Origin of the sequence: Martinezella tropici (assembly GCF_008370325.1) — a bacterium.
In the GTDB taxonomy this organism is placed as follows: Bacteria; Pseudomonadota; Alphaproteobacteria; order Rhizobiales; family Rhizobiaceae; genus Rhizobium; species Rhizobium tropici_B.
This window is the reverse complement of the sequence record NZ_VNIP01000006.1, coordinates 692,729-717,671: the sequence shown is the minus strand read 5'-3', so window position 1 is coordinate 717,671 and position 24,943 is coordinate 692,729. Positions and strand designations below refer to the sequence as shown.

The following is a 24,943-nucleotide window of genomic DNA, read 5'->3' as shown; positions in this document are numbered from 1 at the left end:
GTGATTCGGCTGCGACGGGTGTGAAGCAGGATAGCCGGCTCACATTTGTCGCGGCCCCATCAGGCGATCAGGCGGACAAAGAGCCTCAACAGGAGCCTTTCCTTAAGTCTTCGAATTTTCTGGCAATCGTCTGTCGCAATCTGCTATAGATGACAAAATAACGGCTCTGAATGGTTCCGAAGTACCGCTTCGGGACCTGTTTTCTTTTGTGTCTGCAGCAGAGCAACACAGGGAGTGAAGGACAAGAAAAATGGTTGAAAAGGTACCGATGACACAGAACGGGTTCGTCAAGCTGCAGGAAGAGCTGCGCTGGCGTCAGCAGGAAGAGCGCCCGCGGATCATCGAGGCAATTGCGGAAGCACGCGCCCATGGCGATCTCTCCGAAAATGCCGAGTACCATGCGGCCAAGGAGGCCCAGAGCCACAATGAAGGCCGCATCACCGAACTCGAAGACCTGACGGCACGCGCCGAAGTCATCGATCTTACCAAAATGTCCGGCTCGAAGATCAAGTTCGGCGCCAAGGTGAAGCTCATCGACGAGGACACCGAGGAAGAAAAGATCTATCAGATCGTCGGCGATCAGGAAGCCGACGTGAAGGCCGGCCGCATCTCCATCTCTTCCCCGATCGCCCGCGCCTTGATCGGCAAGGAAGTCGGCGACTCGATCGAAGTCAACGCGCCCGGCGGCGCCAAGGGCTACGAAATCCTCTCCGTCACCTGGGGCTGATCGCCCGTGCGCGATCGCGAGTCAGCGCATGCCAGCGATCTCAGCGAGATCGAAATCATCGCAACGAATTTCAAACGCCGGCTTTCCGGCGTGACCTCGACGATCGTGCAGCTGATCCCCAAACAGGTCGAGCTTGGCTATCATATCGCCACGCTCGGCCCGGGCCTGCCGGAAGAGCTGCCCAAGCTCGGCTGGCTTCGACTTCCGGGGCTATGGAGCAGGCCACGCCGTTGCCGCGTGCGCGTCTGGCATGCCCGCCGCAACAACGAAATGCTGGTGGGCTTGCTGCTGCGCTCCGTGCTGCGCATGCCTCTGAAGCTGGTCTTTACTTCGGCCGCCCAGCGCCGCCATACCGGCTATACGCGCTGGCTCATCCGCCGCATGGATGCCGTGATCGCCACCAGCACGCGCTCCGGCAATTTTCTCGAGGTACCGCACACCGTCATTCAGCACGGCGTCGATCTCAACCGCTTTCATCCACCGGAAAGACCCGATGACCGCATGGCGGCAACCGGCCTGCCCGGCACCTATCTGATCGGCTGTTTCGGCCGCGTCCGCCATCAGAAGGGCACCGATCTTTTCGTCAAGGCGATGATCGAGCTGCTGCCGCGCTATCCGGGCTGGACGGCCGTGGTCTGCGGTCGCGTGACGGCCGAGCATCGCGGCTTCGGCGACGAGCTGGAGAAGATGGTGGCCGACGCCGGCCTTTCCGACCGCATCCGCTTCATGGGCGAGGTCGACGACATCAAGCCCTGGTATCGCCGCGCCACTCTCTATGTCGCCCCGTCCCGCAACGAAGGCTTCGGCCTGACGCCGCTGGAAGCCATGGCCTCCCGCACTGCCGTCGTCGCATCCGATGCCGGCGCCTATGCCGAGATGGTCGTCCCGGGTGAGACCGGTGCCGTCGTGCCGGCCGGCGATGGCGAGGCTCTGACCAGAGCGATCGCCTTCTATCTGGCAGATCCGGAGGAAACGCTGCGCCAGGGCGAGAATGCCGTGCGCCATGTGCGTAGCGAATTCGCACTGGAAAAGGAAGCCACCGCCATCGGCGACGTCTACAAGCGGCTACTCGTCGCCAACAAGTGAGCGCTCGATCAGCGACCGAGATCGATTCGGTTGCGCTGGATGAAATCGACCATCGAACGATCGTCCACCATGTCTTCCTCAATGCTTTTGACGACCGACAAGACCTTGTCCCGGTATTTCGTTGCGCTGCTATCGTAGGCCCATCCGCGCGCGAGCTTCTCCATCAGCTCCTGTCGGGATTTCGTATAATAGTGGTTGAGCTGCAGGAAGCGGTTCGAATAGAATTCGGGGGACTTCCGAGCCCGCCGCGTAAAGCGCTTGCCGGCGTCATTGGCCGTCAGATCGCCATAGGCCCGCGTCCGGAACTGATGCACGCTGACTTCGGTCACCTCGCATGGATCGACGATACATTTGAAATTGCTGACATTTTCCTTTGATGTCATCGGATCGGCGCCGCGCATCGTATAATTCAGCGTCAAAGGCCCATCCGGCGGCGTCTCATGGCCGCTGGTCGCAAACATGTGCCATGGCAACGAGACATTCGGAAAATCGCCGACCGCTTCCAGCGCCTGCTCGACGGTCGCCGCATCCTTCGGCAAAAGGAATTCGTCGACATCGATGAATGCCATCCAGCGGTAGTCGCCGCCAAAATTCAGGATGGCGTGCGCAAAGGTGATGACCTGGCCGTTCAGCACGGCCGATGTTGCCCCATCGCGCATCCGCCCGGCCCAGGGGATGATCGTCAGCGCATCTTCATTCAACAAGCTTCGAAGAAATGTGCAGGTCTCGTCCGTGGAGCCGTTGTCATAGATATAGAAATGACGAATACCAACCGCCCGGTGGAAGCGCACCCATTCCTCGATATAGCGCGCCTCGTTCTTGACACAGGCGGCGATGGCGATGCCATGGCGTCCGGCCTTCGCCTCGGGCGGATCGATGGTCAGCTTCTTGGCATCGGACGCTTTGGGTTTCAGCCAGCGCATGAGCTTCATTCCAGCAACCTTATTTTCAATCCACGCATGGGCGTCGTCATCTTCGGCAAGCGTCACACCGTCGATTTCATGGCGAACCGGTCGTTGTAACCGAAATCATATTTCAGCAATGCGGAAATGGGAGAATAGTTGACGAAAGAGACACCGCGCTCGGCGGCGATCTGCCGTGCGAGCACGAGATGCTCGATGATGCGGCCTTCAGCCCGCGCAATGCCCGAAAAAGCCATATCGCCGACGGTCTCATAAAAGCGCGGCTCACCCGCGTTGGAAATATCGATCCCCAGAAAACCGACCTGATGCTGTGCGCAGTAAAGAGCGAATTGCAGGGCGGATACCGCGACCGACCCACCCAGAAAAACGCCGCGATCCGGCGAGAGTGAAAAGCCTGCCGAACCCTCGGCATTCAGCTGCACATATTGCAGCTTCTTGAGGTCGTCGAGCGAACGGCGACGGGCGCCGTAGGGTTTGCGGATATCGTCGATCAGGATGATGGTCTTGTCCGCCAGCCAGCTCTTGTCGATCTCGCAAAGCGCACGCAGCACCGCGACGGAAAACAGACAGAGCGAACCTGGAGCGACCTTCTCGCGCAATAGATCGATGTGTCGCCAGACGAAGCGCTCATCCTCGACCGCAATCGCCAAAGGCTCGGCGATCGGTTCGCCGGTCAGCCCTATAGCGCCGTTCAGAAGAATGGCACTTCTGGCTTCCAGGCCGCTTAGGTCGCAACCACGAATGGATGGACCGGAGCCGACAATATAGATTGCATTGCCACAACGTTCGCGCAGCCGATCCATGCCGGCAAGGCTTGCGACTTTCGCTCCGCGATAATGCACCTCGCTGACGCTTTGGCTGCGCACGATGCTGAGCCCTGGAAACCAGTCCTGCACATGCGCCAGCGAACCGCCCAGGAAAAGGCGCACGCCGGACTTGATCAGCGACCGGTGCCAAGGGCGATCCGCCATCCGCCTAGAGCTCCACCAGGCCGAGCTTCTTGACCTGCCGGATCGTCAGCATGGTGCGCACGGTATCGACATGTTCGTTCGCGGTTAGAACTTCGATGACGAAGTCCTGGAAGCGGGTGAGATTTTCGGCAACGCAGTGGAGAAGAAAATCGCTGTCGCCGGAAACCATCCACGCCTGCCGCACCAGCGGCCAGGCGGCCGTCGCAGTGGCGAAAGCCTTGAGATTGGCCTCCGATTGATGCTTGAGGCCGACCATGCAGAAAGCCACGAGATCGAAGCCTAGTTTCGGGCTGTTCAGCATGGCATGATAGCCTTCGATGACGCCGGCTTCTTCCAGCTTGCGCACCCGCCGCAGGCATGGTGGCGCAGAAATGCCGACACGGTCTGCCAACTCGACATTGGTCATCCGTCCGTCTCGCTGCAGTTCCCGCAGAATCTTGATATCAATGGCATCGAGTTCAGCGCGAAGCACTTTTATTGCCTTTCTTTAATTCCCCTTCGCCAGCTTCTATATAAGGCAGGAAAATACGCAAGAAAGTTTCTCTTGCGTAACCGATTCTTACACTAAATCCATTTGCTCTGTGTGTAATGCAAGGCTGCCCTTGAATAAATGCATAAGGCAATCATAAATGAAGCGGCGGACCGTGAAATCGCCTGCTTTGGAACGTTTGAAGCCGCGGTTTCCCGATCGCTGAAATTGAAAGGACTGACTATGCCTGCCCGTCACACGAAGGTGCTCATCATCGGCTCCGGCCCCGCCGGCTATACCGCCGCGGTTTATGCCGCGCGCGCGATGCTGCAGCCGGTTCTGATTGCCGGTCTGGAACAGGGTGGCCAGTTGATGATCACGACGGATGTCGAGAACTATCCGGGCTTTGCCGATCCGATCCAGGGTCCGTGGCTGATGGAACAGATGCTCTTGCAGGCCCAGCATGTCGGCGCCGAGATCGTCAACGACCTCGTGACCGAAGTCGACACCAGCCAGCGTCCTTTCGTCGCCCGCACCGATAGCGGCCAGGTCTGGACCGCCGATACCCTCATCATCGCCACCGGCGCCAAGGCAAAGTGGCTGGGAATCGAGAGCGAGCAGCATTTCCAGGGCTTCGGCGTTTCCGCTTGCGCCACCTGCGACGGTTTCTTCTACCGCAACAAGGACGTGATCGTGGTCGGCGGCGGCAACAGCGCCGTCGAGGAAGCGCTCTATCTCTCCAATATCGCCAAGTCGGTGACGCTCGTGCATCGCCGCGATTCCTTCCGCGCGGAAAAAATCCTGCAGGAGCGCCTGTTCGCCAAGGCAAACGTCAAGGTTCTCTGGAATACCGAGGTTGCCGAGATCACCGGAACCCCGGCCAAGCCGCCGATGCCGCCGTCCGTCACGGGTGCGCGCCTGCGCGATATCCGCACCGGCGCGATCACCGAAACGCCGATCGACGGCGTCTTCGTCGCCATCGGCCATGCACCGGCGACAGAACTCTTCAAGGGCAAATTGAAGCTCAAGGATAATGGTTATCTCTGGACCGCTCCGGATTCGACCGCGACCAGCGTCGAAGGCATCTATGCCGCCGGTGACGTGACCGACGATACGTTCCGGCAGGCGATCACGGCAGCGGGGATGGGCTGCATGGCGGCGCTTGAGGCGGAACGCTACTTGACCGGGCACATGCCCGTCGCCGTGGCTGCGGAGTGATGCAGCCGATGAGGGGAAACGGCATGCCATTGGATTGGGACAAGCTGCGTATCTTTCACGCGGCTGCCGAAGCGGGTTCGTTCACGCACGCGGCCGACAAGTTGCATTTGTCCCAGTCCGCGATCAGCCGGCAGGTCAGTGCGCTCGAGCAGGACGTCGGCATCAAGCTTTTCCACCGCCATGCGCGCGGCCTGATCCTGACTGAACAAGGCGAGCTGCTTTATCGCACGGCTCACGACGTTCTCTTGAAGCTCGAGACGGTCAAGATGCAATTGACCGAGACGACTGACAAGCCGAGCGGCAAGCTGCGCGTGACGACGACCGTCGGCCTCGGCCAGGGCTGGCTCACCGACAAGATCCAGGAATTCCTGCAGCTTTATCCCGACATGTCGATCCAGCTCATCCTCGACAATGAGGAGCTGGACGTAAACATGCGCCATGCGGATTGCGCCATCCGGCTGCGCCAGCCCCAGCAATCGGATTTGATCCAACGCAAGCTCTTCACCGTCCACATGCACGTCTATGCAGCCCCCTCCTACATCAACCGCTACGGCGAGCCGCAGTCGGTGGAGGCTCTGGACGAGCATCGCATCATCAGCTTCGGCGAGCCGGCACCGAACTACCTGCTCGACGTCAACTGGTTGGAGATCGCCGGCCGGTCGTCCGACAACAAGCGCGTGCCGCATCTGCAGATCAACAGCCAAACGTCGATCAAGCGCGCATGCCTGCTCGGCATCGGCATCGCCGTTCTGCCTGATTATATCGTCGGTCGCGATCCGGGCCTTATCCAGCTCGCAATCAATGCGGACGTACCGTCCTTCGATACATATTTCTGCTACCCGGACGAGATGAAAAACGCGGCTAAGCTCAAGGTTTTTCGTGATTTTATCGTATCGAAGGCTCGTAACTGGAATTTCTAGTGAAGGTAAGTCACTGATAACGAACTCTTTTTATGACTAATATATCAGCCACGCGTATTATGCATAGCTGATATGCACAAAATAGAGTTGAAGCCTGCCCATTTAACTACCATATCGCACATAGCTGATGCACACGGTGGCTTTTCCTCCCAGTTCCACCGCATTGGCTGTTCCCCTCTGGAGGTTTTTGACCTTCATACCTATAGGGCCCTGGTTTACTCCGGCGGCCCTTTTTTTTGCCTTTTTGGTCCTGCCGTTGCAAATGCATAACTGCCATGCACAAAAAAGCATTGCGCACTGCACAAATTAGCATCATAACGCACATAGCTGATGCACATGGTGGCTTTTCCTCCCAGTTCCACCGCATTGGCTGTTCCCCTCTGGAGGTTTTGACCTTCACACCTATAAGGGCCCTGGTTTACTCCGGCGGCCCTCTTTTTTTGCTCAATTTCTAAGCATGCGCGCCAGCGGCCCTGCCAAAAATAATATTCGGCGCAGCTCTTGATATATCGGAATCTGTCGATACATAAATCGGGATTATTCGATATTGCTTGGTAAACACCATGGACAAGAACGAGATATTGAAGGCCTTGGCCAATCCGGCCAGGCTCGAAATCCTCAACCACCTCAAAGATCCGGAGACCCATTTCCCGACCCAGGAGCACCCGCTGGAGCTTGGTGTCTGCGCCAGCCAGTTCGAGCGCTGCGGTCTCTCGCAATCCACCGTCTCGGCCCATCTCGGCACGCTCCAACGCGCCGGCCTGGTGACGACGCGGCGCCTCGGCCAATGGATTTTCTATAAGCGCAACGAAGAAACCATCGCCGAGTTTCTCGAAGCGATGCAGAAGGAACTCTGAACATGCCTCTTGCACTCCTCGTTCTCGCGCTCAGCTCCTTTGCCATCGGCACGACCGAATTCGTCATCATGGGGCTGCTGCCGGAGGTGGCCTCGGATCTTACAGTCACCATTCCGCAAGCCGGTTGGCTGGTCACCGGCTATGCGCTGGCCGTCGCCATCGGTGCGCCGATCATGGCTGTCTCGACAGCCCATTTGCGCCGGCGATCCGCGTTGATCGTGCTGATGGGCTTCTTCATCCTCGGCAACCTCCTCTGCGCCATCGCCCCGAACTATTGGGTCCTGATGGTCGCCCGCATTGTCACCGCCCTTTGCCACGGTGCCTTCTTCGGCATCGGTTCGGTCGTCGCCGCCAGTCTGGTGCCGGAAAACCGCAAGGCCCGCGCCGTCGCTTTGATGTTCACCGGCCTGACGCTCGCCAACGTGCTCGGCGTTCCCCTCGGCACGGCATTCGGCCAGGCTTTCGGCTGGCGTGCGCCGTTCTGGATCGTCACGCTGCTCGGCGTCGCGTCCATCGCCGGCCTCGTCGCCGTGCTGCCTAGGAACGAGGAGGCCCGCGAGGGCAGCCTTGGCCGCGAAATCGCAGCATTGCGTGGCCTCGGCCTCTGGCTGGCGCTGCTGACGACCGTTTTCTTTTCGGCCGCCATGTTCGCCCTTTTCACCTATATCGCTCCGATGCTGCGTGATGTCACCGGTGTCTCGCCCGAGACCGTAACCTGGACGCTGCTCTCGATCGGCGTCGGCCTGACCATCGGCAATCTGATCGGCGGCAAGCTGGCGGACTGGCGCCTTGGCACCACGCTTGCCGGTGTCTTCTTGGCGATCGCGGCAACATCGGCGATCTTCAGCGTTACCATTCATTCCCTCGCCGGCGCCGAGATCACGCTCTTCCTGTGGGCCGCAGCAGCTTTTGCCGCTGTACCGGCACTGCAGATCAATGTCGTCAACTTCGGCAAGGATGCCCCGAACCTCGTATCGACCATCAACATCGGCGCCTTCAACACCGGCAATGCGCTCGGCGCCTGGGTCGGCGGAATGCTCATCGATGACGGCTTTTCGCTTTCGCAAGTGCCGCTCGCTGGTTCAGCCATGGCAATCCTGGGCTTCCTCACCGTCTTGCTGACGTTTGCTGCCATACGTCCCAGGAAAGAGGCACTCGCCTCCTCCTGATCCCCTTCTCCTCCCCCCTCATAGAAAGGACGACCCATGACCAAATTGTTCGAACCGACGAAGCTCGGCGATATCTCCATCGCCAACCGCATCGTCATGGCACCCCTGACGCGCAATCGCTCTCCGAATGCCGTGCCGAACGAGCTGAACGTCAAATATTACGCCCAGCGCGCCACCGCCGGCCTGATCATCACCGAGGCAACGGCAATTACCCATCAAGGTCAAGGCTATGCCAACGTTCCCGGCCTCTACAGCAAGGAAGCGCTCGACGGCTGGAAGAAGGTGACGGATGCGGTGCATGCCAATGGCGGCAAGATCGTCGTGCAGATGTGGCATGTCGGCCGCATCTCCCATACGACCCTGCAGCCGGATGGCGGCAAGCCGGTCTCGTCCACCTCCAGGCGCGCTGAAAATTCGAAGACCTATCTGGTCAACGGCGACGGCACAGGCGGCTTCACAGACGTTTCCGAACCGCGTGCGCTCGAAACCTCGGAAATCCCGGGCATCGTCGAAGATTATCGCAAGGCCGCCCGTGCCGCGATCGATGCCGGTTTCGACGGCGTCGAGATCCACGGCGCGAACGGCTACCTGATCGACCAGTTCCTGCGCGGCAACGTCAACGACCGCACCGACCAGTATGGCGGCTCGATCGAGAACCGTGCCCGATTCCTGTTCGAAGTGGTCGATGCCGTCACCAAGGAAGTCGGTGCGGGCCGCACGGCAATCCGCATTTCGCCGGTCACGCCATCGGGCGATGCCAGCGATCCGGCCCCGCAGCAGCTCTTCACCTATGTCATTGAGGGCCTGGCGAAGTACGGCCTCGCCTACATCCATGTCGTCGAAGGCCAGACCGGCGGCAAGCGCGATTTCCTGCCCTTCGATTACGATGCTCTGCATGCCGCCTATAAGGCCGCGGGCGGCAAGGCTGGCTGGATGGTCAACAATGCCTATACCCGCGAGATGGCGATCGAAGCCGTCGACAGCGGCAAGGCCGATGTCGTTGCCTTCGGCAAGCCGTTCATCTCCAACCCGGATCTTGTTCGGCGCCTGAAGGAAAACGCACCACTCGCCCAATGGGACCAGGCAACACTCTATGGCGGCGGCGCCAAGGGCTATGACGACTATCCCTCGCTTGAAGAAGCTGCTTGAACCAGTTCCTGACAGGTCTTGATATCGATAGAACACCCTCGCAACGCATATTGCGGGGGTTTTTCATTATCTGAGCTTGAAGGGCGGCGCTTATGCCGCTTGCAAGCAACCGATGGACGCCAGGCTTGTCCGGACAGCCTCGTCGATCGGTGTATGCGGCTCTTCGCCGAGCACAGCCAGCAGCTTGTCATTCCTCATCTGCAGCGGCACCTTCCACAGGTAGCTCATTTCACGCAGTTCCCGCATGAATGGCACGAAGGGTGCGGCCAGCGGCACTATTATCCAGGGAAATGCCTTGACCTTCACCGCATGCCCGAGCACACGCCGCACGGCATCGATCATCTGCCTGCCATCGCCATCCCAATGGCCCCGCATGTGATAAACCGCGAAAGCAGGCAGTTCATCCGCCTTCTCGATCAGCCGGATCATCGTCTCGGCGACATCGGGCAGGTAAGCCCATTGATGTCCGAGACCGGCCCTGCCCGGATAGGTGATGGAGCTGACCGGCTTGCCCGGTGTCACCATGGCCTGCGAGAACCAGCTATTGGCACGAGATCCACCAAAGAAATCGCCGGCGCGAACAATGATGACAGGCGCGTCGCCCTGCTCTGCCGCCGCTTTCAGGCGCCGCTCCATTTCAACGCGAATGGCGCCCTTGCGGGTCTTCGGCCGCTGCGCGCTGTCCTCGCTGACATGAGGGAACACATCGGGGCCGAAATTATAGACCGTTCCCGGCAGCACGATCCGCGCACCGACTGCCTTGGCCGCTGCAATTGTATTGTCCAGCATCGGCAGGACGAGCTTGCCCCAATTGCGATAGCCAGGTGGATTGACCCCGTGCAGGATAACATCGGCGCCTTGCGCAGCCTTCAGGACATCTTCGGCCTGCATCGCGTCGCCTTGAACCCAGTCGAAGTCCGGCTGGCGGCGGGATGCCTCGACTGCATTGCGGTTCAGCGCCCGAATGTGCCAGCCGCGTGCGGCGAGCCCCTCGGCAACGGCGCCACCAATGCCGCCGGTGGCGCCAAGTATCAGGGCCGTTTTCCCATGCTTCATCTGATTGTTCATGATCATCTCCATCGGTTTCGATGGGCTGACTATGTGGAAATATTGCGATAAACGAAATTGCGGAAAAATATGCAGATGATATACATAAATGTATGGAATCGTCATCGGAACCAAGCTGGGATTTCTATCGCACCTTCCTTGCCGTGCTGCAGCACGGTTCGCTCTCGGCGGCTGCTCGCGATCTCGGCCTGACACAGCCGACGGTCGGCCGTCATATCGATGCGTTGGAAAAGGCGGTCGGCGCCGAATTGTTCACGCGTTCACAGCAGGGCCTATTGCCGACCGATGCCGCCCTCGCTCTGAAACCCTATGCCGAGACGCTGGCCAGCACGGCTGCCGCCTTGCTGCGGGCTGCCTCCGGTTCGAAAGACAAGGTCAGCGGTACCGTGCGCGTCAGCGCCAGCGAAGTCATCGGAACGGAAGTGTTGCCAGCGATCCTTGCCGAACTGCAGGCAAAATATCCCGACCTCATCATCGAGCTGTCCGCTTCCGACGCAGTGGAAGACGTGCTGCAACGTGAAGCCGATATTGCCGTGCGCATGGTCGCGCCGGCGCAGGAGGCGTTGCTCGCGCGCCATATCGGCACCATCACCCTCGGCCTTTTCGCTCATCGCAGCTATATCGAGCGGCATGGCAAACCCGAATCCCTCGAGGCCCTACGCCGGCACAAGCTGATCGGCTTCGATCGCCAGACTGCCTACATACGAATGATGCAGAAACGCTATCCGATGCTCGACGGGATCTCTTTCAGCTTCCGATCCGACCATAGCATCGCATTGCATAACGCTTTGCGCGCCGGTATCGGCATCGGCTTTTACCAGATCCCCTTGGCAAGACGCGACGCAAACCTGGTGCGCCTGTTGCCCGAGATCGAATTGTCGCTCGACACCTGGATCGTCATGCACGAGAACCTGAAGACATCGCCGCGCTGCCGCGTGACATTTGACGCGCTGGTTGCTGGTTTGCTGGATTATATCAAGGGCAACAACGCGAAGGAGCTGCCTTGACCATGGGAGCGGCGGTGGAACTGGTGCCATATGACCCGAACTGGCCGGGTGACTTCGAGCGCATCCGCGAGGGGCTTCAACGATTGCTGGCACCCTATGCCGTGACGATCGCGCATATCGGCAGCACATCCATTCCCGGCCTCGCGGCAAAACCGCTTATCGATATCGACATCATCCTGCGCGGCTCCGCCGACATCCCTGCCGCGACACGGATTCTTCTGGACCAAGGCTACGAACCGCGCGGCAACCGCTATGACGATGAAGTCTGGGCATTCATGCGGCGCGACGGCAAGCCGCCGGAGCGCGTCTATCTTTGCCCGCCAAACAACCGGACGCATGAACGCAGGATGATCTTTCGGGATTATCTTCGGGGGCACCAGGCGGAAGCGGCCGCCTATGCGAAACTGAAGCTGGAGCTCGCCGAAACCTACCGGCACGATGGTGACCGCTATACCGCCGAGAAGCGTCACTTCGTCGAAGCGATCATCGAAAAGGCAGTCGGCGAACGGCAGGCCTAGAACAAGAGCGCAGCGGTTTTCCGTCCGGAATTGCGGACAAGCGAAGAGACAGGGCGGTTTGGCGAATCTCTGAAGCGCTGAACTGCGCTAGACACCAGGCGCCGTATCGACCGGCGGGAAATGCTTCTGGCCGTCGAGAACCTCCGTTTCCGGACGGTCGCCGCCATCGGCATATTCTTCATGCCACTTGCCGCTTTCGTCCTGCCAGCTGATTTCAGCCGAGTCGCCCCCGACTTGCTGTTCAGCCGCAACGATCCGCGCGGCCTCCACAGCTTCGGAATGCGTCGGAAACGCCTCCGAATAAACATCGCGGAAACGATAGGCCCATCCACCGTCATGCGGCACGATTTCGTAAACGACCTTGACCATTCAAACCCTCCTTCTCATCTGCCAAGACCTCTGAATCCGGACATTGCCGGCAGGATCGCGTGCATCTGAGACGGGTTTCGAGGATGCCGCGGCATTTTGGTTGGGCAGACCTATCCGCGCAGTATTCCATTAAACCGCGCCAACTGCAAATTTCGGCTCCTGCCTGGGCGCTTGATGTGCGAAATCATTGCTTTAGAGTGCAACCGTGAATCGGCGCAAAGGTTAGGGCAAGGTTGAGAAAGTGACCATAGCAAAGTGGTTAAGGCAGGAAAGAGCGCTGTTGATCGCATTGGCAATTGCCGTCATTGCCTATGTCGGCGAGCATTCCGTGCTCGAAATGGGGCAAGCGGCATCGATGATCGCAGCAGGGGCATTGATCGCAACGATTGTGCTGGCCTCCATGCGCGTCGCGCATCATGCCGAAACCCTTGCCGTCAAGGTCGGCGACCCCTATGGCACGATGATCCTCACCCTGTCGGCTGTTGCCGTCGAAGTCATCATCCTCGCCATCATGATGAGCGGGGAAAGCTCGCCGACGCTGGTGCGCGACACGATCTATGCCGCCGTCATGCTCGATATCAACGGCATCCTCGGCCTCGCCGCCCTTCTTGGCGGACTGAAACATGGCGAACAGCCCTACAATGACGATTCCAGCAGGACCTATGGCGTGATGATCCTGACGGCCATGGGAATTTCGATGATCGTGCCGGAATTCATCCCCGATGCGAAATGGCACTACTACTCGGCCTTCACCATCGTTGCGATGATCGCGCTCTATGCGCTGTTCCTGCGCATGCAGGTGGGCCAGCACAGCTATTTCTTCAGCTACAGCTATCCCCGCACCGAAAAGAAGCTCGCGGCGGCGGAAGACGATCACGACGAAGAGTCTACGACCACCTCGGTCGTTACGATCCTGATCGGCGTCGTAGTGATCGGCTTGCTGGCGGAATTCATGTCGGCTTTCATGAATAACGGCCTCAAGGGCACCGGCGCACCGCCCGCCATTGCGGCCATCGTCGTCGCGGCGATTTCGGCGGCTCCGGAAATCCTGACGGCATTGCGCGCAGCCCTGCGCAATCGCATGCAGGCGACGGTCAATATCGCGATGGGCGCCTCTCTATCGACTGTTATCCTGACGGTGCCTGTCATGGAGGCGATTGCGCTCTATACTGGCCAGCCCTTCATCATGGCCATGTCGCCGGGGCAGACCGTCATGGTGATGATCACGCTGATCGCCGCCGCCATCAATCTCAATGATGGCGAAACCAATGCCATCGAGGGCATGACCCATTTCATTCTCTTCGCAACCTTCATCATGCTGACCGCACTCGGACTTTGATTCCGATTTCAATGGCTTGCGCCGATTATCGGATTCATATTGCGAAACGCTTGAATCAATTGATGAACCCGAAACCATCATGCTGAACGCAAAAAGCCCGCCATTTCTGGCGGGCTTTGCACTTGAACGATTATGGGCCGCTTACTTGCAGGCCGCGCAGAAGCGCTGGATGCGGCGGCAAGCTTCCTCGAGCAGCTCTTCCGAGGTCGCGTAGGAGATGCGGAAGTTCGGGCCGAGGCCGAAAGCCGAACCGTGCACGACGGCCACACCTTCCGATTCCAGCAGCTCGGATACGAAGTCCTCATCGGTCTCGATGACTTTGCCGGTCGGAGCCGTCTTGCCGATCAGGCCGGCGCAGGACGGATAGACGTAGAAGGCGCCTTCCGGAACCGGGCAGGAAATGCCCTTCGCCTGGTTCAGCATCGATACGACGAGATCGCGGCGACCTTCGAAGATCTTCTTGTTGCGCGGAATGAAGTCCTGCGTACCATTCAGCGCTTCGACGGCAGCCCACTGGGCGATCGAGGTCGCGCCCGAGGTCTGCTGACCCTGGATCATGTCCATCGCCTTGATGAGCTGCAGCGGACCGGCAGCATAGCCGATACGCCAGCCGGTCATGGCATAGGCTTTCGAGACGCCGTTCATCGTCAGCGTACGGTCATAGAGGCTCGGCTCGACTTCGACCGGCGTGGCGAACTTGAAATCGCCATAGGTCAGGTGCTCGTACATGTCGTCGGTCAGGACCCAGACATGCGGATGCTTGACCAGCACATCCGTCAGCGCCTTCAGTTCGGCATGCGAATAGGCGGCGCCCGACGGGTTGGACGGCGAGTTGAACATGAACCACTTGGTCTTCGGCGTGATCGCCTTTTCGAGATCGGCGGGCTGCAGCTTGAAACTGTTGGCCTGCGTCGTCGCAACGAAAACCGGCGTGCCGCCGCAAAGCGCCACCATTTCCGGATAGGAAACCCAGTAAGGCGTAGGGATGATGACTTCGTCGCCCGGGTTCAGCGTCGCCATGAAGGCGTTGAACAGGATCTGCTTGCCGCCGGTGCCGACGATGGTCTGCTCGGGAGCGTATTCCAGATTGTTCTCGCGCTTGAACTTGGCGGCGATCGCCTTACGCAGTTCCGGGATGCCGGCGACCGGCGTGTACTTCGTCTCGCCACGATTGATCGCGTCGATGGCGGCCGTCTTGATATTATCGGGCGTATCAAAATCCGGCTCACCGGCGCCGAGGCCGATCACGTCGCGTCCTTTTGCTTTCAGCTCGCGCGCTTTCTGAGAAACGGCGATGGTGGCAGAAGGCTTTACACGGGAAAGAGCGTCGGCAAGAAAGGCCATGGTGATCGGTCCTGTTCGGTTGAAAATGGCAGAAAGCCTGCGGACCAGTTTTCTGCGCTAAGCTCTATGTCGAATATGGGCCGACGTTTCAAGCACAAAGGCGTCACAGTGGCTTTATTTCATGGCTTTCAGGGCCGCGCGCCTACGCTTTTCTTATCCGGCTAGAAGCCTGATTGAGAGAGCTCGTACCGCTTTTTGCGCGGGCCGCATCGACAGCGGCCAGGCATCGCCAAGCTGTGCGAACTTGAATCATCACGCGAAGCGCCTGAATCAAACTCTGAAGACGGCGGAAATTTCCAATATGGATCAGATGCTTGCTCAACATTGACTTCTCGCGACGCCAGCCGGATGTGCCTTGCACGGGAAATGCCACCGCCTGCAGACGGGATCGAGAGATCCTAAAAGCCCCTCTCGCCGGAAGAGAGAACACAAAGACGTTATCCGCTCCGCAACCAGCCTTGAACGGCAACCGAACGGTCCCACCTTGCAAAAGCGAACCTATTGGGGAGGTCAGCAAATGCGCGCTGCCAGAATGGGAGTAGGCAGAATGGGATTTTCGACCACCTTGATGGCCTGCGCCCTGCTGACAGCGACGTCGGCGCTTGCCGAACCTGCGGAGACCATCAAGACGCAGAAGATGGACGTCAAGGTCGAAACGATCGCCACAGGGCTCGAACATCCCTGGGCGGTCGAAGTGCTGCCGGATGGCGCCTACCTTGTGACCGAGCGCCCAGGCCGTATGCGCCTTGTCCGCGATGGCAAGATCGCCGCTCCCCTATCAGGCCTGCCCGAGGTCTATGCGCGCGGACAGGGCGGCCTGCTTGATGTCGCGCTCGATCCGAAATTCGCCAGCAACCGCACTCTCTATTTCACCGCCTCGGTGGCGGGCGACGGCGGGAGCGGCACCGCCGTCTTTCGTGCCCGACTGTCACAGGACGAAAAACAGCTGACCGATGTGAAGCGCATTTTCCTGATGAACAAGCTGTCGCGCGGCAATATCCAGTATGGTTCGCGCATCGCGATTGCCCGCGACGGCAGCCTCTTCGTCAGCCTTGGCGATCGAGGTCAGCAGGATCGCGCCCAGGATTTTCAGGACGATGCCGGCTCCATCGTTCACATCGATGTCGACGGCAGCATCCCCGCCGACAATCCGTTCAAGGACGGCAAGCGTGCCCTGCCGGAAATCTGGTCGAAAGGTCATCGCAATCCGCAGGGCATCACTTTCGACAGCCAGACGAACAGGCTCTATACGGCCGAACACGGCGCCAGGGGCGGCGATGAGATCAACACGCCCGAAGCCGGCAAGAACTACGGCTGGCCCGTCATCTCCTACGGCGTCAATTATTCCGGCACGAAAATCGGCGTCGGCACCGCAAAGGCCGGCATGGAGCAACCCCGCTTTTATTGGGACCCTTCGATCGCACCCGGCGCCATCGCCGTCTATCGCGGCAAGATGTTTCCCGAATGGAACGGCGATTTCCTCGTCACGGCCCTGAAGTTCGAGCTGCTGTCACGGCTGAGCCAGGACGGCAAGGGCAAGATCACCGAGCGGGAACGCATGTTCGACGATAAATTCGGCCGCCTGCGCGATATCACGGTCGCCCCCGACGGCGCCCTGTTGATCACCACCGATGAAGAGGATGGCGCGCTCCTGAGGGTTTCAAGGGCTGCAAGCTAGCTCCAAGCGCTGCGCTTCCAACGCCTTTCGCCCTTGCCCGGTGCAAGAGCAGCTGCTAACGGTCGCCTCACTCTTTCTCCCCTTCCCGCAGGATGCAGATGTCTCGCATACAGGCGAATTTGTTGTTGTTGGTTGCCGCCGCGATCTGGGGCGGTGGTTTCGTTGCGCAATCGACAGCCATGAAGGCGATCGGACCCTTCTGGTTCATCGGCTTGCGATTTGCCGTTGCCACCCTGGTCGTCCTGCCTTTCGTTTGGATGGAAAAAAGGAAGGCCGCAAAGCCGCTGACACGCAGCAATTGGCTCACTTTTCTGCTCATCGGTGTCACGCTTTTCGGGGGTGCCGCGACCCAGCAGATCGGGCTTCTGACGACGACGGTGACGAATTCGAGCTTCATAACCGGCCTCTACGTGGTCTTCGTACCATTGATTGCCGTTATTTTCCTGCGCCGGTCGCCCCATTGGATCATCTGGCCGGCAGCGCTGATGGCGCTCTGCGGCATCTACCTTCTGTCGGGCGGCTCCTTCTCACGCCTGACAACAGGCGATTTCCTGACCGTCATTTGCGCGCTCTTCTGGGCGGCGCAAATTACCCTTGCCGGCTCGGCCGTCAATGAAACCGGCCGGCCACTTGGTATTTCCGCAACGCAATTTGCCGTCACCGCCGTTCTCGCCCTGGTCGTCGCGATCGCCGTCGAACCGATCAGCTTCGCCGATATAAGTGCAGCGCTTGGCGAGATCCTGTATGTCGGCATCTTTTCATCCGGCCTGGCTTTCGCGCTGCAGATCATCGGCCAGCGCTATACGACCGCTCCCCAGGCTGCGATCTTCCTTTCTTCGGAAGCATTGTTCGGGGCTTCGCTCGGTGCTTTGCTGCTGGGCGAAACCATGGGTCCGCTCGGCTATGTCGGTTGCGCCCTGATGTTTACCGCGATGCTTGCGGTCGAACTCGTGCCGGAATTGACCCGCCGTCGCCATGCTGCGGCGTAAAAAAGCCCTGAAATGCATGCTTTCGTCGGCTTTCGACAGACTTTGCTGAAATTTTTCCGAACAATCGAAAATGAGCGTTCGCACCGGCCGATTTGGGAAAATTTCATCAAAACTATATCGCGAGCGATGGAAAAACCTTAGAAACTTGTTTCGAAGTGGGAAAAATTGCGAATCGCAATAACACAATCGCATTACACTATTGTGCCTCTTCCGATACGTTAAAAAACTTTTGCTTGCCAATTTGCCATAAACACAGCACTCTCAACGGTGTTCGGGCATTTTTAGAGCATGGGAAGTCCTAATAGAATTGCGCGCCGGAAACGCTAATATTCCGGTCAGCTTGATCGAGAAGCGGGGTGGCAAACATCGCATCGAGATCATGCCGAGTTACGGGGACCTTTTCCTTCAAAATTCGAGAACTGCCTGCAAGCGCCCGCAAGGGTAAGGAAGTAATGCTGCCCGTGTGGATGGTGGGCAGAGAGAAAAGGACCTGAGGCATGGCCGAGACTGGCACTGTAAAGTTTTTTAATACCGATAAGGGCTTCGGTTTCATTAAACCGGACAAGGGTGGCGCGGACATCTTTGTACATATTTCTGCAGTTCAGGCTTCTGGTCTGGCAGGATTGTCGGAAAACCAGAAGGTAAGCTTCGACACGGAACCGGATCGCCGCGGCAAGGGACCGAAGGCCGTCAATCTGCAGATTGCAGGCTGAGACGCCTTAACGGCTATCAATTCGAGTTGAGGCCCGGCAGCGATGCCGGGTTTTGTCATTCAGTCTGTATTCAGTTTGTCCCGTATAGTCTACCCCATGAAAGAGCGGGAATGACAGTCATCCCGCTTCCGTTATAGGATAGGCCAATGACCATACTCGGCAAAACGCTCGTCATGTCCGCCGTCGCCGCGGCACTGACGGTAACTTCCATGAGCGCCGCGTCCGCCGATGAATGGCGTCATCACAATCGCGATGGATGGGCGCTCGGTGCCGCCGGGCTGGCTACCGGCCTGATCGTCGGTTCTGCTATCGCCAGCCAGCCGCGCTATGTCGAGCCGGCACCGGCCTATGTCGACCCGGGCTACGACGCGCCTCCCTCTGGCTACTACTATCGCCCAGCACCGCGCCGCGTCTATGTCGAGCGCGACGTCAGCTATTATGCGCCAGCGCCGGCATACGGTCTGCGTCCCTGGTCGTCCGCATGGATGCGTTATTGCTACGACCGCTATAGAAGTTTCGATGGCCGCACCGGCACCTATGTCGGCTTTGACGGCATGCGCCATTTCTGCGCGGCCGACTGATAGGTGATCGGCTACTGAGGAGCCAAAGCGCTGCTTTCGAGCGGCGCTTTTTCACAATCCGCGCAGGAAGGGATTGGTGCGACGCTCGTCGCCGATCCGGCTGCCTGGCCCGTGACCGCAGATGAAGCCGACCTCATCACCCAGCGGAAAGACCTTGTCGCGGATCGATTCCAGCAACTGCTGGTGATTGCCGCCAGGCAAATCCGTTCTTCCGATCGAACCGTTGAACAGCACGTCGCCGAGATGGGCGAACCCCTGCTTGCGATTGAAATAGATGACATGGCCGGGTGCATGGCCGGGGCAGTGGAAAACCTCGAACTCATGCTCGCCGAAGGAGAGCTTGTCGCCCTCCTTCAGGAAGCGGTCCGGAACGACATTGCGCACGCCGGTAATGTTGAACATCTTGCCCTTGGCCTCGATGTCCTCCAACAGGAAACGATCGTCCTCATGCGGGCCGATCACCTCGATCCCAAGCGCCTCGCGCAGCTCGTCGGCGCCGCCGGCGTGATCGATATGACCATGGGTCAGCCAGATCGCCTTCAAGGTGATGCCGTTCTCACGTACGGTCTGCAGGATGATATCGACATCGCCGCCCGGATCGACCACGACGCCCTCTTTGGTCTCCGGATCGAACAGGATGGTGCAATTCTGTTCGAAGGGAGTCACCGGAATGATACCGGCCTGGAGCATGCCCATGGAGCGCCTCGTCTGTTTGATCGTCCTGCTGCGGATATAGCCGCAAACCTCCGGCAAAACAGCCCCTGCCGGCTTCAAAGCGGTGCGAAAGCCGGTCTTTGGCTTGAGAAATGGCGAATAAATATAAAGAATTCAAACGCTTAAATGTAGGTTCATTCGACGACAACACGATCCAGGCAGGCCAGCCGGAACACTGAAGCACCCGAAGCGTTGAGGATAGGTCTTTAGAGGCCAGAAGGAGAGAACCAATGTCCTTGAAGAGAAACATGCTGCTGGCCGGTGTCATTCTTGCCGCCAGTGCGGGCCTGGCCCAGGCTGAAATGTCCGCAACCACCGCCACCGACATCGAAGTTCGCTCCGGCCCGGGCGCGGAATTCCCGACCGTCGGCGTCGCAACGCGCGGATCCGAGGCGACGCTGGATGGCTGCATCGAAGGCAGCCGCTGGTGCCGTGTCGATGTTAACGGCATGCGAGGCTGGGTCTATGCCCAGTATCTCAGCGTCGAACAGAACGGCGCGTCGGTTGTGGTCCAGGACCATCGTGATGATCTCGGTATTCCCACCATCACCTACGAGCAGACCGATCCCGTAAGGACCGGTAGTGTCCGGACCGCACGGCCTGCTCCGGATGACCAATTGCTCGGCCCCGTCGATCAGGGCAATGTGGTCGCGATCACGCCACCTGAGGAAATCCGAACCTATATCGACGACAATCCGGTCGATGCGGTCCAGCTGAACGGCGACCTGGTCGTCGGCGCCACGGTTCCGCAAAGCGTGGAAGTACATCGCATTCCGGATTATCAGTACAGCTATGTCGAAGTGAACAACCAACCGGTCCTGATCGATCCGGGAACGCGTCGCATCGTCTACGTCTACCGCTGATTCGCCCGCAGGGCCGAACAGGATGGCGAAATTGGCTTGCGACTGACCGGCCGCAAGCCCACATCGCGGATTTCCCCTGAAATTATTGCAGAATTCTCCCGTTTGGGTTGCCCTTCTATTTGCAGCGATCCTTGCTTGATGTAATCCTAATACCCACTGAGGATTATCGCCGCTTCCTGCTGTAGCAATCCGGGACGCGACGAGAGGGGATCCGGGAGTGTCTTCCGGAGCAATGGGAGAAGGGTAGTCATGGAAAGTTTAGGGCCTATCATCACACAATTGATAGCCGGTGCGATCGGTGGCAACGCCGCGAGCGCCGTTTTGAAGCAGGATGGGATAAATCTTGTCGCAAGAACCATCGCCGGCGCCATCGGTGGCCTTGGCGGCGGCCTGATCCTTAATCTGATCGGCAGTGAAGCGCTTACCGGCCTCATCGCGCAAGGCATATCCTCACTGGTCGCCGGCGGCGTGCTTTCCGCCATTGTTGGCGCGGTTCTCGGCCGCAAGTCGTAAATTCATCAAATCGCACAGGCCGGCGGAGCAACTCATCCGGCTTGTGCGGATTTCTCATGCTGGTCCACCGGCACCAGCCTCCGTCCATCCGCGTTTCGGAGTGGGATGACACGGAGTATGTCGGCAAAGCCGGCACTTGCCGGATCCGCGTCGAATGCCGCGCCATTCGATCGTATTTAGGCGGCCTCTTTTCCCGCCATGGTCCGCAACGATTGCCCTCACTGTCACACCAAGGGTTGATTATCGTTTCCACCGCGCTCTATCCACGAGATGCAGCAAGGGAAAATACGAGATATATTGGAATTTTGCGGGGCCGCGCGCGTAATTTTCCGATGCGGCAACGTCGTTTGCACCGTGCAGCAATTGTGCGAAAACAGTCGATGGCGTAAAAATGTGTCAACGAAGCTGACATATTTTTGCGTAAGTTTCCCGGATGCTCCAAAATTGGAAAGGAAGTGCCAGCGTGCCACGACAGATGAGCCAGAACGCGGCAAAGATCGAGCTGCTGGAAACACCGATGCAGAATGCGGGAAGCGTCGATTTCGAGGTGATCGAGCTGCTTTTCTTCGCCTACCGCGATTTCGTTTCGGATCCGGACCAGATTCTCGTCAAGAGCGGCTTCGGGCGCGCTCATCATCGCGTCGTCCATTTCGTTAACCGCGAACCCGGCATGACCGTTGCGGACCTTCTGGAAACGTTGCAGATCACCAAACAGAGTTTGGCACGGGTTCTCAAACAATTGATCGATTCGGGTTATATTCGGCAGGTTGCCGGTCCGGAGGATCGGCGGCAGCGCAAGCTATACCCCACGCGGGCTGGCCGCGATCTGGCTCTGGCGCTGGCCGAGCCGCAATCGCGCCGCATTGAACGGGCATTCGAAGGCGCGTCGGAAGCGACGCGCGAAAGTGTGAAACGTTTCCTGAGGGGAATGCAGACCGAGAAGTGACGGCAATCCAAACCCGCGGGGGCCGGCGCGGAATGCCTCATCTCAATCTAGGGGTAGGACAGGATCGAGACGGATCGAATGACGATAAAAACAGCAATCTCGGATGATGCAGCACATCTTCTGGTCGTGGATGACGACACGCGTATCCGCGCCCTCCTCAACCGTTACCTGATGGAGAAGGGCTTCCGGGTAACGGCTGCCGCCGATGGTGCCGAGGCCCGCCGCAAACTGGAAGGGCTCGATTTCGACCTCATCATCATGGATGTGATGATGCCCGGCGAATCCGGGATCACGCTGACATCGAGCCTGCGCGCCATCAAGAACATTCCGATCATCATGCTGACGGCGCTTGCCGAAGCCGACTCCCGCATAGCGGGCCTCGAGGCCGGCGCGGACGACTATCTGCCGAAACCCTTCGATCCGCGCGAGCTGGTGCTGCGCATCAACAACATACTTCGGCGCAACACCCCCGCCGATTCCCCGAAGATCGAGCTCGTCATGTTCGGCCCCTATACGTTTTCTCTGACGCGCAAGGAACTCAAGAAGGCGGCGGAACTCATCCGCCTGACCGACCGCGAGCAGGAAATCATGCTGCTCTTCGCGAAGCGCGCCGGCGAGACGATCCCGCGTCATGAGCTGATCGGCAGCGATGCCGAAGTGGGCGAGCGGACCATCGACGTGCAGATCAACCGGCTGCGTCGCAAGATTGAAGACGACCCGGCCAACCCTATCTGGCTGCAGACGGTGCGTGGCATAGGCTACCGCCTGAGCATAGACTGAGATCGGCCCGCGGGATCAAGCGATGGTGACTTTCGATTCGATCAGGCGCGACCAGGACCACACGCCCTCCAACGGGCTCCGGTGGCTGACGCGCTGGCTGCGCCGGTATGTTCTCCCAACCGGCCTTTATGCCCGCTCGCTGCTGATCTTCATCCTGCCGATGATCATCTTGCAGGCGGTCGTGACCATCGTCTTCATGGAACGCCACTGGCAGATGGTGACGCAGCGGCTGTCGATGGCGACCACGCGGGACATCGCCGCCATCATCACCATCATCCAGACCTATCCGCAGGATGCCGACTATTCGGCCGTGACCCAGATGGCGCGCCAGAAGCTCGATCTCGCCATTTCGATCGAGCCCGGCGGCGAGCTGCCGCCGCCCGCCGAGAAACCCTTCTTTTCGATCCTCGACGGCATTCTGAGCGATGAGATCCGCGATCAGATCAACCTGCCCTTCTGGATCGATACCGTCGGCAATTCCAGCCTGGTCGAGATCCGCATCAAGCTGCCCGACAAGGTGCTGCGCGTCTTCGCCAAGCGCAGCCAGACCTATGCCTCCAATACTCATATCTTCATTCTGTGGATGGTCGGCACCTCGTTGGTGCTGATCGGCATCGCAGTGCTTTTTCTGCGTGGCCAGATCCGCCCGATCCTGGCGCTGGCCCAGGCCGCGGAAAGCTTCGGCAAGGGACAGCGGCTGGAAAACTATTCCCCCCGCGGCGCCGACGAGATACGTCGCGCCGGCCTCGCCTTCATCCTGATGCGCGAGCGCATCGAACGGCAGATCGAGCAGCGCACGGCCATGCTCTCCGGCGTCAGCCATGACCTGCGAACGGTGCTGACCCGTTTCAAGCTGCAGCTCGCCCTTGTCGGCGACAATCCCGATCTCGTCGGCCTCAGCGAGGATGTCGAGGACATGCAGAGCATGCTCGAGGGCTATATGGCCTTCGCCCGCGGCGAAGCGGAGGAAGATGTCGGCCAGTTCAAACTTAGCGACATCCTGGAAAAGATCCGACAGGACTTCACGCTGCATGGCAAATCCATGAGCTTCTCGATCGATGGCGACGATGAGATCTCCGTCCGGCCCAACGCCTTTACGCGCCTGGCGACCAATCTCGCCACCAACGCCCGCCGTTATGCCAACAGCCTCCGCGTCGAGGCCCGGCACAGCGCCAAATGGCTGACGATCGTCTTCGACGACGACGGACCCGGCATTCCTGTCGAAGCGCGGGACGACGTCTTCAAGCCGTTCTTCCGGCTGGATACCGCGCGCAACCTCGACAAATCAGGCACGGGCCTCGGCCTTGCCATCGCGCGCGATATAGCCCGCAGCCATGGCGGTAACGTCACGCTCGGAGACAGCCCGCTCGGCGGCCTGCGCGCAACGATCCGCATTCCTGCATGAGGGGGACATTTTATGCCGATCGATATTGATGGCATGCACTGGCTGAACACGCCGCCGCTGTGGGAAATGAACCAAGGCCGGCTGTTCGTCCGTTCCGCCAGCAAGACCGATTTCTGGCAGGAAACCTATTACGGCTTCCATCGCGACGACGGCCATTTTCTCGGCATGCCCCGCCGTGGCGATTTCACCGCCGAAGTGACGTTCATCGGACATTATCGAGAGCTTTACGATCAAGCCGGCCTGATGGTCCGCCACGACGCCAGGCATTGGATGAAATGCGGGATCGAATATACCGACGGCGCCAAGCATTTCAGCGTCGTCGTCACCAACGGGAATTCCGACTGGTCCGCTTTCCGGCTCGATCACGACTTCGACGTCATGTCCGCGCGGGTCACGCGCAACGGCGACGCCCTCTTCATCCAGTATCGCACCGACCGGATGAGCGAATGGCGCATGGCAAGACTCACCTGGTTCGATCCGACGCTGGAGGACGTATTGGTCGGTCCGGCCTTCTGCTCGCCGCAGCGCGAAGGCTTCGAGGCGGAATTCCTCGGTTTCAGCCTGACCGATCCTGTGTCAAGGGATATTCACTGAGCCTCTTTTCCCCGCGATCCGAAAGGAAGCGGT

At 59.3% G+C, this 24,943-nt stretch carries 27 protein-coding genes; 20 read left to right on the top strand and 7 right to left on the bottom strand.

Annotated features, from left to right (window positions below):
- Positions 1 to 250: 250 nt before the first annotated feature.
- A complete protein-coding gene (gene greA, locus FP026_RS11880) occupies positions 251 to 727 on the top strand; it encodes a transcription elongation factor GreA (RefSeq protein WP_112344089.1) in 477 nt (158 codons plus the stop codon).
- A 6-nt stretch (positions 728 to 733) separates the two neighbouring features.
- On the top strand, positions 734 to 1,813 hold the full coding sequence (locus FP026_RS11875; RefSeq protein ID WP_149634810.1) for a glycosyltransferase family 4 protein: 1,080 nt from the start codon (positions 734 to 736) through the stop codon (positions 1,811 to 1,813).
- Positions 1,814 to 1,821: 8 nt separating this feature from the next.
- Here FP026_RS11875 and FP026_RS11870 read toward each other — a convergent pair whose 3' ends face one another.
- The 3 genes from FP026_RS11870 to FP026_RS11860 form a co-directional block, all read right to left on the bottom strand.
- Complete coding sequence (locus FP026_RS11870; protein WP_149634972.1) at positions 1,822 to 2,736, bottom strand: glycosyltransferase family 92 protein; 915 nt, start codon at positions 2,734 to 2,736, stop codon at positions 1,822 to 1,824.
- Positions 2,737 to 2,798: 62 nt separating this feature from the next.
- Entirely contained in the window at positions 2,799 to 3,707 is a 909-nt protein-coding gene (locus FP026_RS11865; RefSeq protein WP_149634809.1) for a glycosyl transferase, read from the bottom strand.
- 4 nt (positions 3,708 to 3,711) lie between these two features.
- The gene (locus FP026_RS11860; protein ID WP_149634808.1) at positions 3,712 to 4,179 is read right to left on the bottom strand and encodes an Lrp/AsnC family transcriptional regulator; all 468 of its coding nucleotides are present in this window, start codon (positions 4,177 to 4,179) and stop codon (positions 3,712 to 3,714) included.
- Between the two features lie 240 nt (positions 4,180 to 4,419).
- On the opposite strand from FP026_RS11860, the gene trxB reads away from it, so the two are divergent.
- The 5 genes from trxB (at position 4,420) to FP026_RS11835 (ending at position 9,489) form a co-directional block, all read left to right on the top strand.
- Positions 4,420 to 5,394 carry a thioredoxin-disulfide reductase gene (gene trxB / locus FP026_RS11855; protein WP_149634807.1) on the top strand — a complete coding sequence of 325 codons (975 nt, stop codon included), beginning with the start codon at positions 4,420 to 4,422 and terminating at the stop codon, positions 5,392 to 5,394.
- A 23-nt stretch (positions 5,395 to 5,417) separates the two neighbouring features.
- Positions 5,418 to 6,314, top strand: a complete 897-nt coding sequence (locus FP026_RS11850) for a LysR family transcriptional regulator VtlR (protein ID WP_120664536.1) — start codon at positions 5,418 to 5,420, stop codon at positions 6,312 to 6,314.
- 563 nt (positions 6,315 to 6,877) lie between these two features.
- On the top strand, positions 6,878 to 7,171 hold the full coding sequence (locus tag FP026_RS11845; RefSeq protein WP_149634806.1) for an ArsR/SmtB family transcription factor: 294 nt from the start codon (positions 6,878 to 6,880) through the stop codon (positions 7,169 to 7,171).
- A gap of 2 nt (positions 7,172 to 7,173) precedes the next feature.
- On the top strand, positions 7,174 to 8,340 hold the full coding sequence (locus tag FP026_RS11840; protein ID WP_149634805.1) for an MFS transporter: 1,167 nt from the start codon (positions 7,174 to 7,176) through the stop codon (positions 8,338 to 8,340).
- Between the two features lie 36 nt (positions 8,341 to 8,376).
- The gene (locus tag FP026_RS11835; protein ID WP_149634804.1) at positions 8,377 to 9,489 is read left to right on the top strand and encodes an alkene reductase; all 1,113 of its coding nucleotides are present in this window, start codon (positions 8,377 to 8,379) and stop codon (positions 9,487 to 9,489) included.
- Positions 9,490 to 9,579: 90 nt separating this feature from the next.
- Here the strand turns inward: FP026_RS11835 and FP026_RS11830 are convergent, their stop codons facing one another.
- Positions 9,580 to 10,557, bottom strand: coding sequence for an SDR family oxidoreductase (locus tag FP026_RS11830; RefSeq protein ID WP_149634803.1), 978 nt, complete (start codon positions 10,555 to 10,557; stop codon positions 9,580 to 9,582).
- 92 nt (positions 10,558 to 10,649) lie between these two features.
- On the opposite strand from FP026_RS11830, the gene FP026_RS11825 reads away from it, so the two are divergent.
- Positions 10,650 to 11,564, top strand: coding sequence for a LysR family transcriptional regulator (locus FP026_RS11825; RefSeq protein WP_149634802.1), 915 nt, complete (start codon positions 10,650 to 10,652; stop codon positions 11,562 to 11,564).
- The gene (locus tag FP026_RS11820; protein WP_432444108.1) at positions 11,561 to 12,082 is read left to right on the top strand and encodes a GrpB family protein; all 522 of its coding nucleotides are present in this window, start codon (positions 11,561 to 11,563) and stop codon (positions 12,080 to 12,082) included. The genes FP026_RS11825 and FP026_RS11820 overlap by 4 nt, the downstream gene beginning before the upstream one ends.
- A gap of 87 nt (positions 12,083 to 12,169) precedes the next feature.
- On the opposite strand, the gene FP026_RS11815 is transcribed toward FP026_RS11820, so the two are convergent.
- Positions 12,170 to 12,451: a DUF2188 domain-containing protein gene (locus tag FP026_RS11815; protein WP_149634801.1), complete on the bottom strand. Its 282-nt coding sequence runs from the start codon at positions 12,449 to 12,451 to the stop codon at positions 12,170 to 12,172.
- A gap of 241 nt (positions 12,452 to 12,692) precedes the next feature.
- Here FP026_RS11815 and FP026_RS11810 point away from each other — a divergent pair, with 241 nt between their 5' ends.
- Complete coding sequence (locus FP026_RS11810) at positions 12,693 to 13,790, top strand: calcium:proton antiporter (RefSeq protein WP_149634800.1); 1,098 nt, start codon at positions 12,693 to 12,695, stop codon at positions 13,788 to 13,790.
- Positions 13,791 to 13,931: 141 nt separating this feature from the next.
- Here FP026_RS11810 and FP026_RS11805 read toward each other — a convergent pair whose 3' ends face one another.
- Positions 13,932 to 15,134 carry a pyridoxal phosphate-dependent aminotransferase gene (locus tag FP026_RS11805; protein WP_149634799.1) on the bottom strand — a complete coding sequence of 401 codons (1,203 nt, stop codon included), beginning with the start codon at positions 15,132 to 15,134 and terminating at the stop codon, positions 13,932 to 13,934.
- A gap of 547 nt (positions 15,135 to 15,681) precedes the next feature.
- Here FP026_RS11805 and FP026_RS11800 point away from each other — a divergent pair.
- The 4 genes from FP026_RS11800 (at position 15,682) to FP026_RS11785 (ending at position 19,095) form a co-directional block, all read left to right on the top strand.
- Positions 15,682 to 16,812 carry a PQQ-dependent sugar dehydrogenase gene (locus FP026_RS11800; RefSeq protein ID WP_246665312.1) on the top strand — a complete coding sequence of 377 codons (1,131 nt, stop codon included), beginning with the start codon at positions 15,682 to 15,684 and terminating at the stop codon, positions 16,810 to 16,812.
- Positions 16,813 to 16,910: 98 nt separating this feature from the next.
- Positions 16,911 to 17,801 (top strand): DMT family transporter, encoded by an 891-nt coding sequence (locus tag FP026_RS11795; RefSeq protein ID WP_149634797.1) that lies wholly within the window; start codon positions 16,911 to 16,913, stop codon positions 17,799 to 17,801.
- 497 nt (positions 17,802 to 18,298) lie between these two features.
- Positions 18,299 to 18,514, top strand: a complete 216-nt coding sequence (locus FP026_RS11790; protein ID WP_004116423.1) for a cold-shock protein — start codon at positions 18,299 to 18,301, stop codon at positions 18,512 to 18,514.
- 146 nt (positions 18,515 to 18,660) lie between these two features.
- Positions 18,661 to 19,095, top strand: a complete 435-nt coding sequence (locus FP026_RS11785) for a BA14K family protein (protein ID WP_149634796.1) — start codon at positions 18,661 to 18,663, stop codon at positions 19,093 to 19,095.
- Between the two features lie 51 nt (positions 19,096 to 19,146).
- Here FP026_RS11785 and FP026_RS11780 read toward each other — a convergent pair whose 3' ends face one another.
- Positions 19,147 to 19,791, bottom strand: a complete 645-nt coding sequence (locus FP026_RS11780) for an MBL fold metallo-hydrolase (RefSeq protein ID WP_149634795.1) — start codon at positions 19,789 to 19,791, stop codon at positions 19,147 to 19,149.
- Between the two features lie 248 nt (positions 19,792 to 20,039).
- Here FP026_RS11780 and FP026_RS11775 point away from each other — a divergent pair, with 248 nt between their 5' ends.
- The 6 genes from FP026_RS11775 (at position 20,040) to FP026_RS11750 (ending at position 24,910) form a co-directional block, all read left to right on the top strand.
- Positions 20,040 to 20,672, top strand: a complete 633-nt coding sequence (locus FP026_RS11775; protein ID WP_149634794.1) for a DUF1236 domain-containing protein — start codon at positions 20,040 to 20,042, stop codon at positions 20,670 to 20,672.
- 249 nt (positions 20,673 to 20,921) lie between these two features.
- On the top strand, positions 20,922 to 21,185 hold the full coding sequence (locus tag FP026_RS11770) for a hypothetical protein (protein WP_149634793.1): 264 nt from the start codon (positions 20,922 to 20,924) through the stop codon (positions 21,183 to 21,185).
- A 475-nt stretch (positions 21,186 to 21,660) separates the two neighbouring features.
- Positions 21,661 to 22,131 carry a MarR family winged helix-turn-helix transcriptional regulator gene (locus FP026_RS11765; RefSeq protein ID WP_188112565.1) on the top strand — a complete coding sequence of 157 codons (471 nt, stop codon included), beginning with the start codon at positions 21,661 to 21,663 and terminating at the stop codon, positions 22,129 to 22,131.
- Positions 22,132 to 22,209: 78 nt separating this feature from the next.
- Complete coding sequence (locus FP026_RS11760) at positions 22,210 to 22,911, top strand: response regulator (RefSeq protein WP_149634791.1); 702 nt, start codon at positions 22,210 to 22,212, stop codon at positions 22,909 to 22,911.
- 22 nt (positions 22,912 to 22,933) lie between these two features.
- Positions 22,934 to 24,316: an ATP-binding protein gene (locus FP026_RS11755; protein ID WP_149634790.1), complete on the top strand. Its 1,383-nt coding sequence runs from the start codon at positions 22,934 to 22,936 to the stop codon at positions 24,314 to 24,316.
- Positions 24,317 to 24,328: 12 nt separating this feature from the next.
- On the top strand, positions 24,329 to 24,910 hold the full coding sequence (locus FP026_RS11750) for a DUF1349 domain-containing protein (RefSeq protein ID WP_149634789.1): 582 nt from the start codon (positions 24,329 to 24,331) through the stop codon (positions 24,908 to 24,910).
- Positions 24,911 to 24,943: the final 33 nt, after the last annotated feature.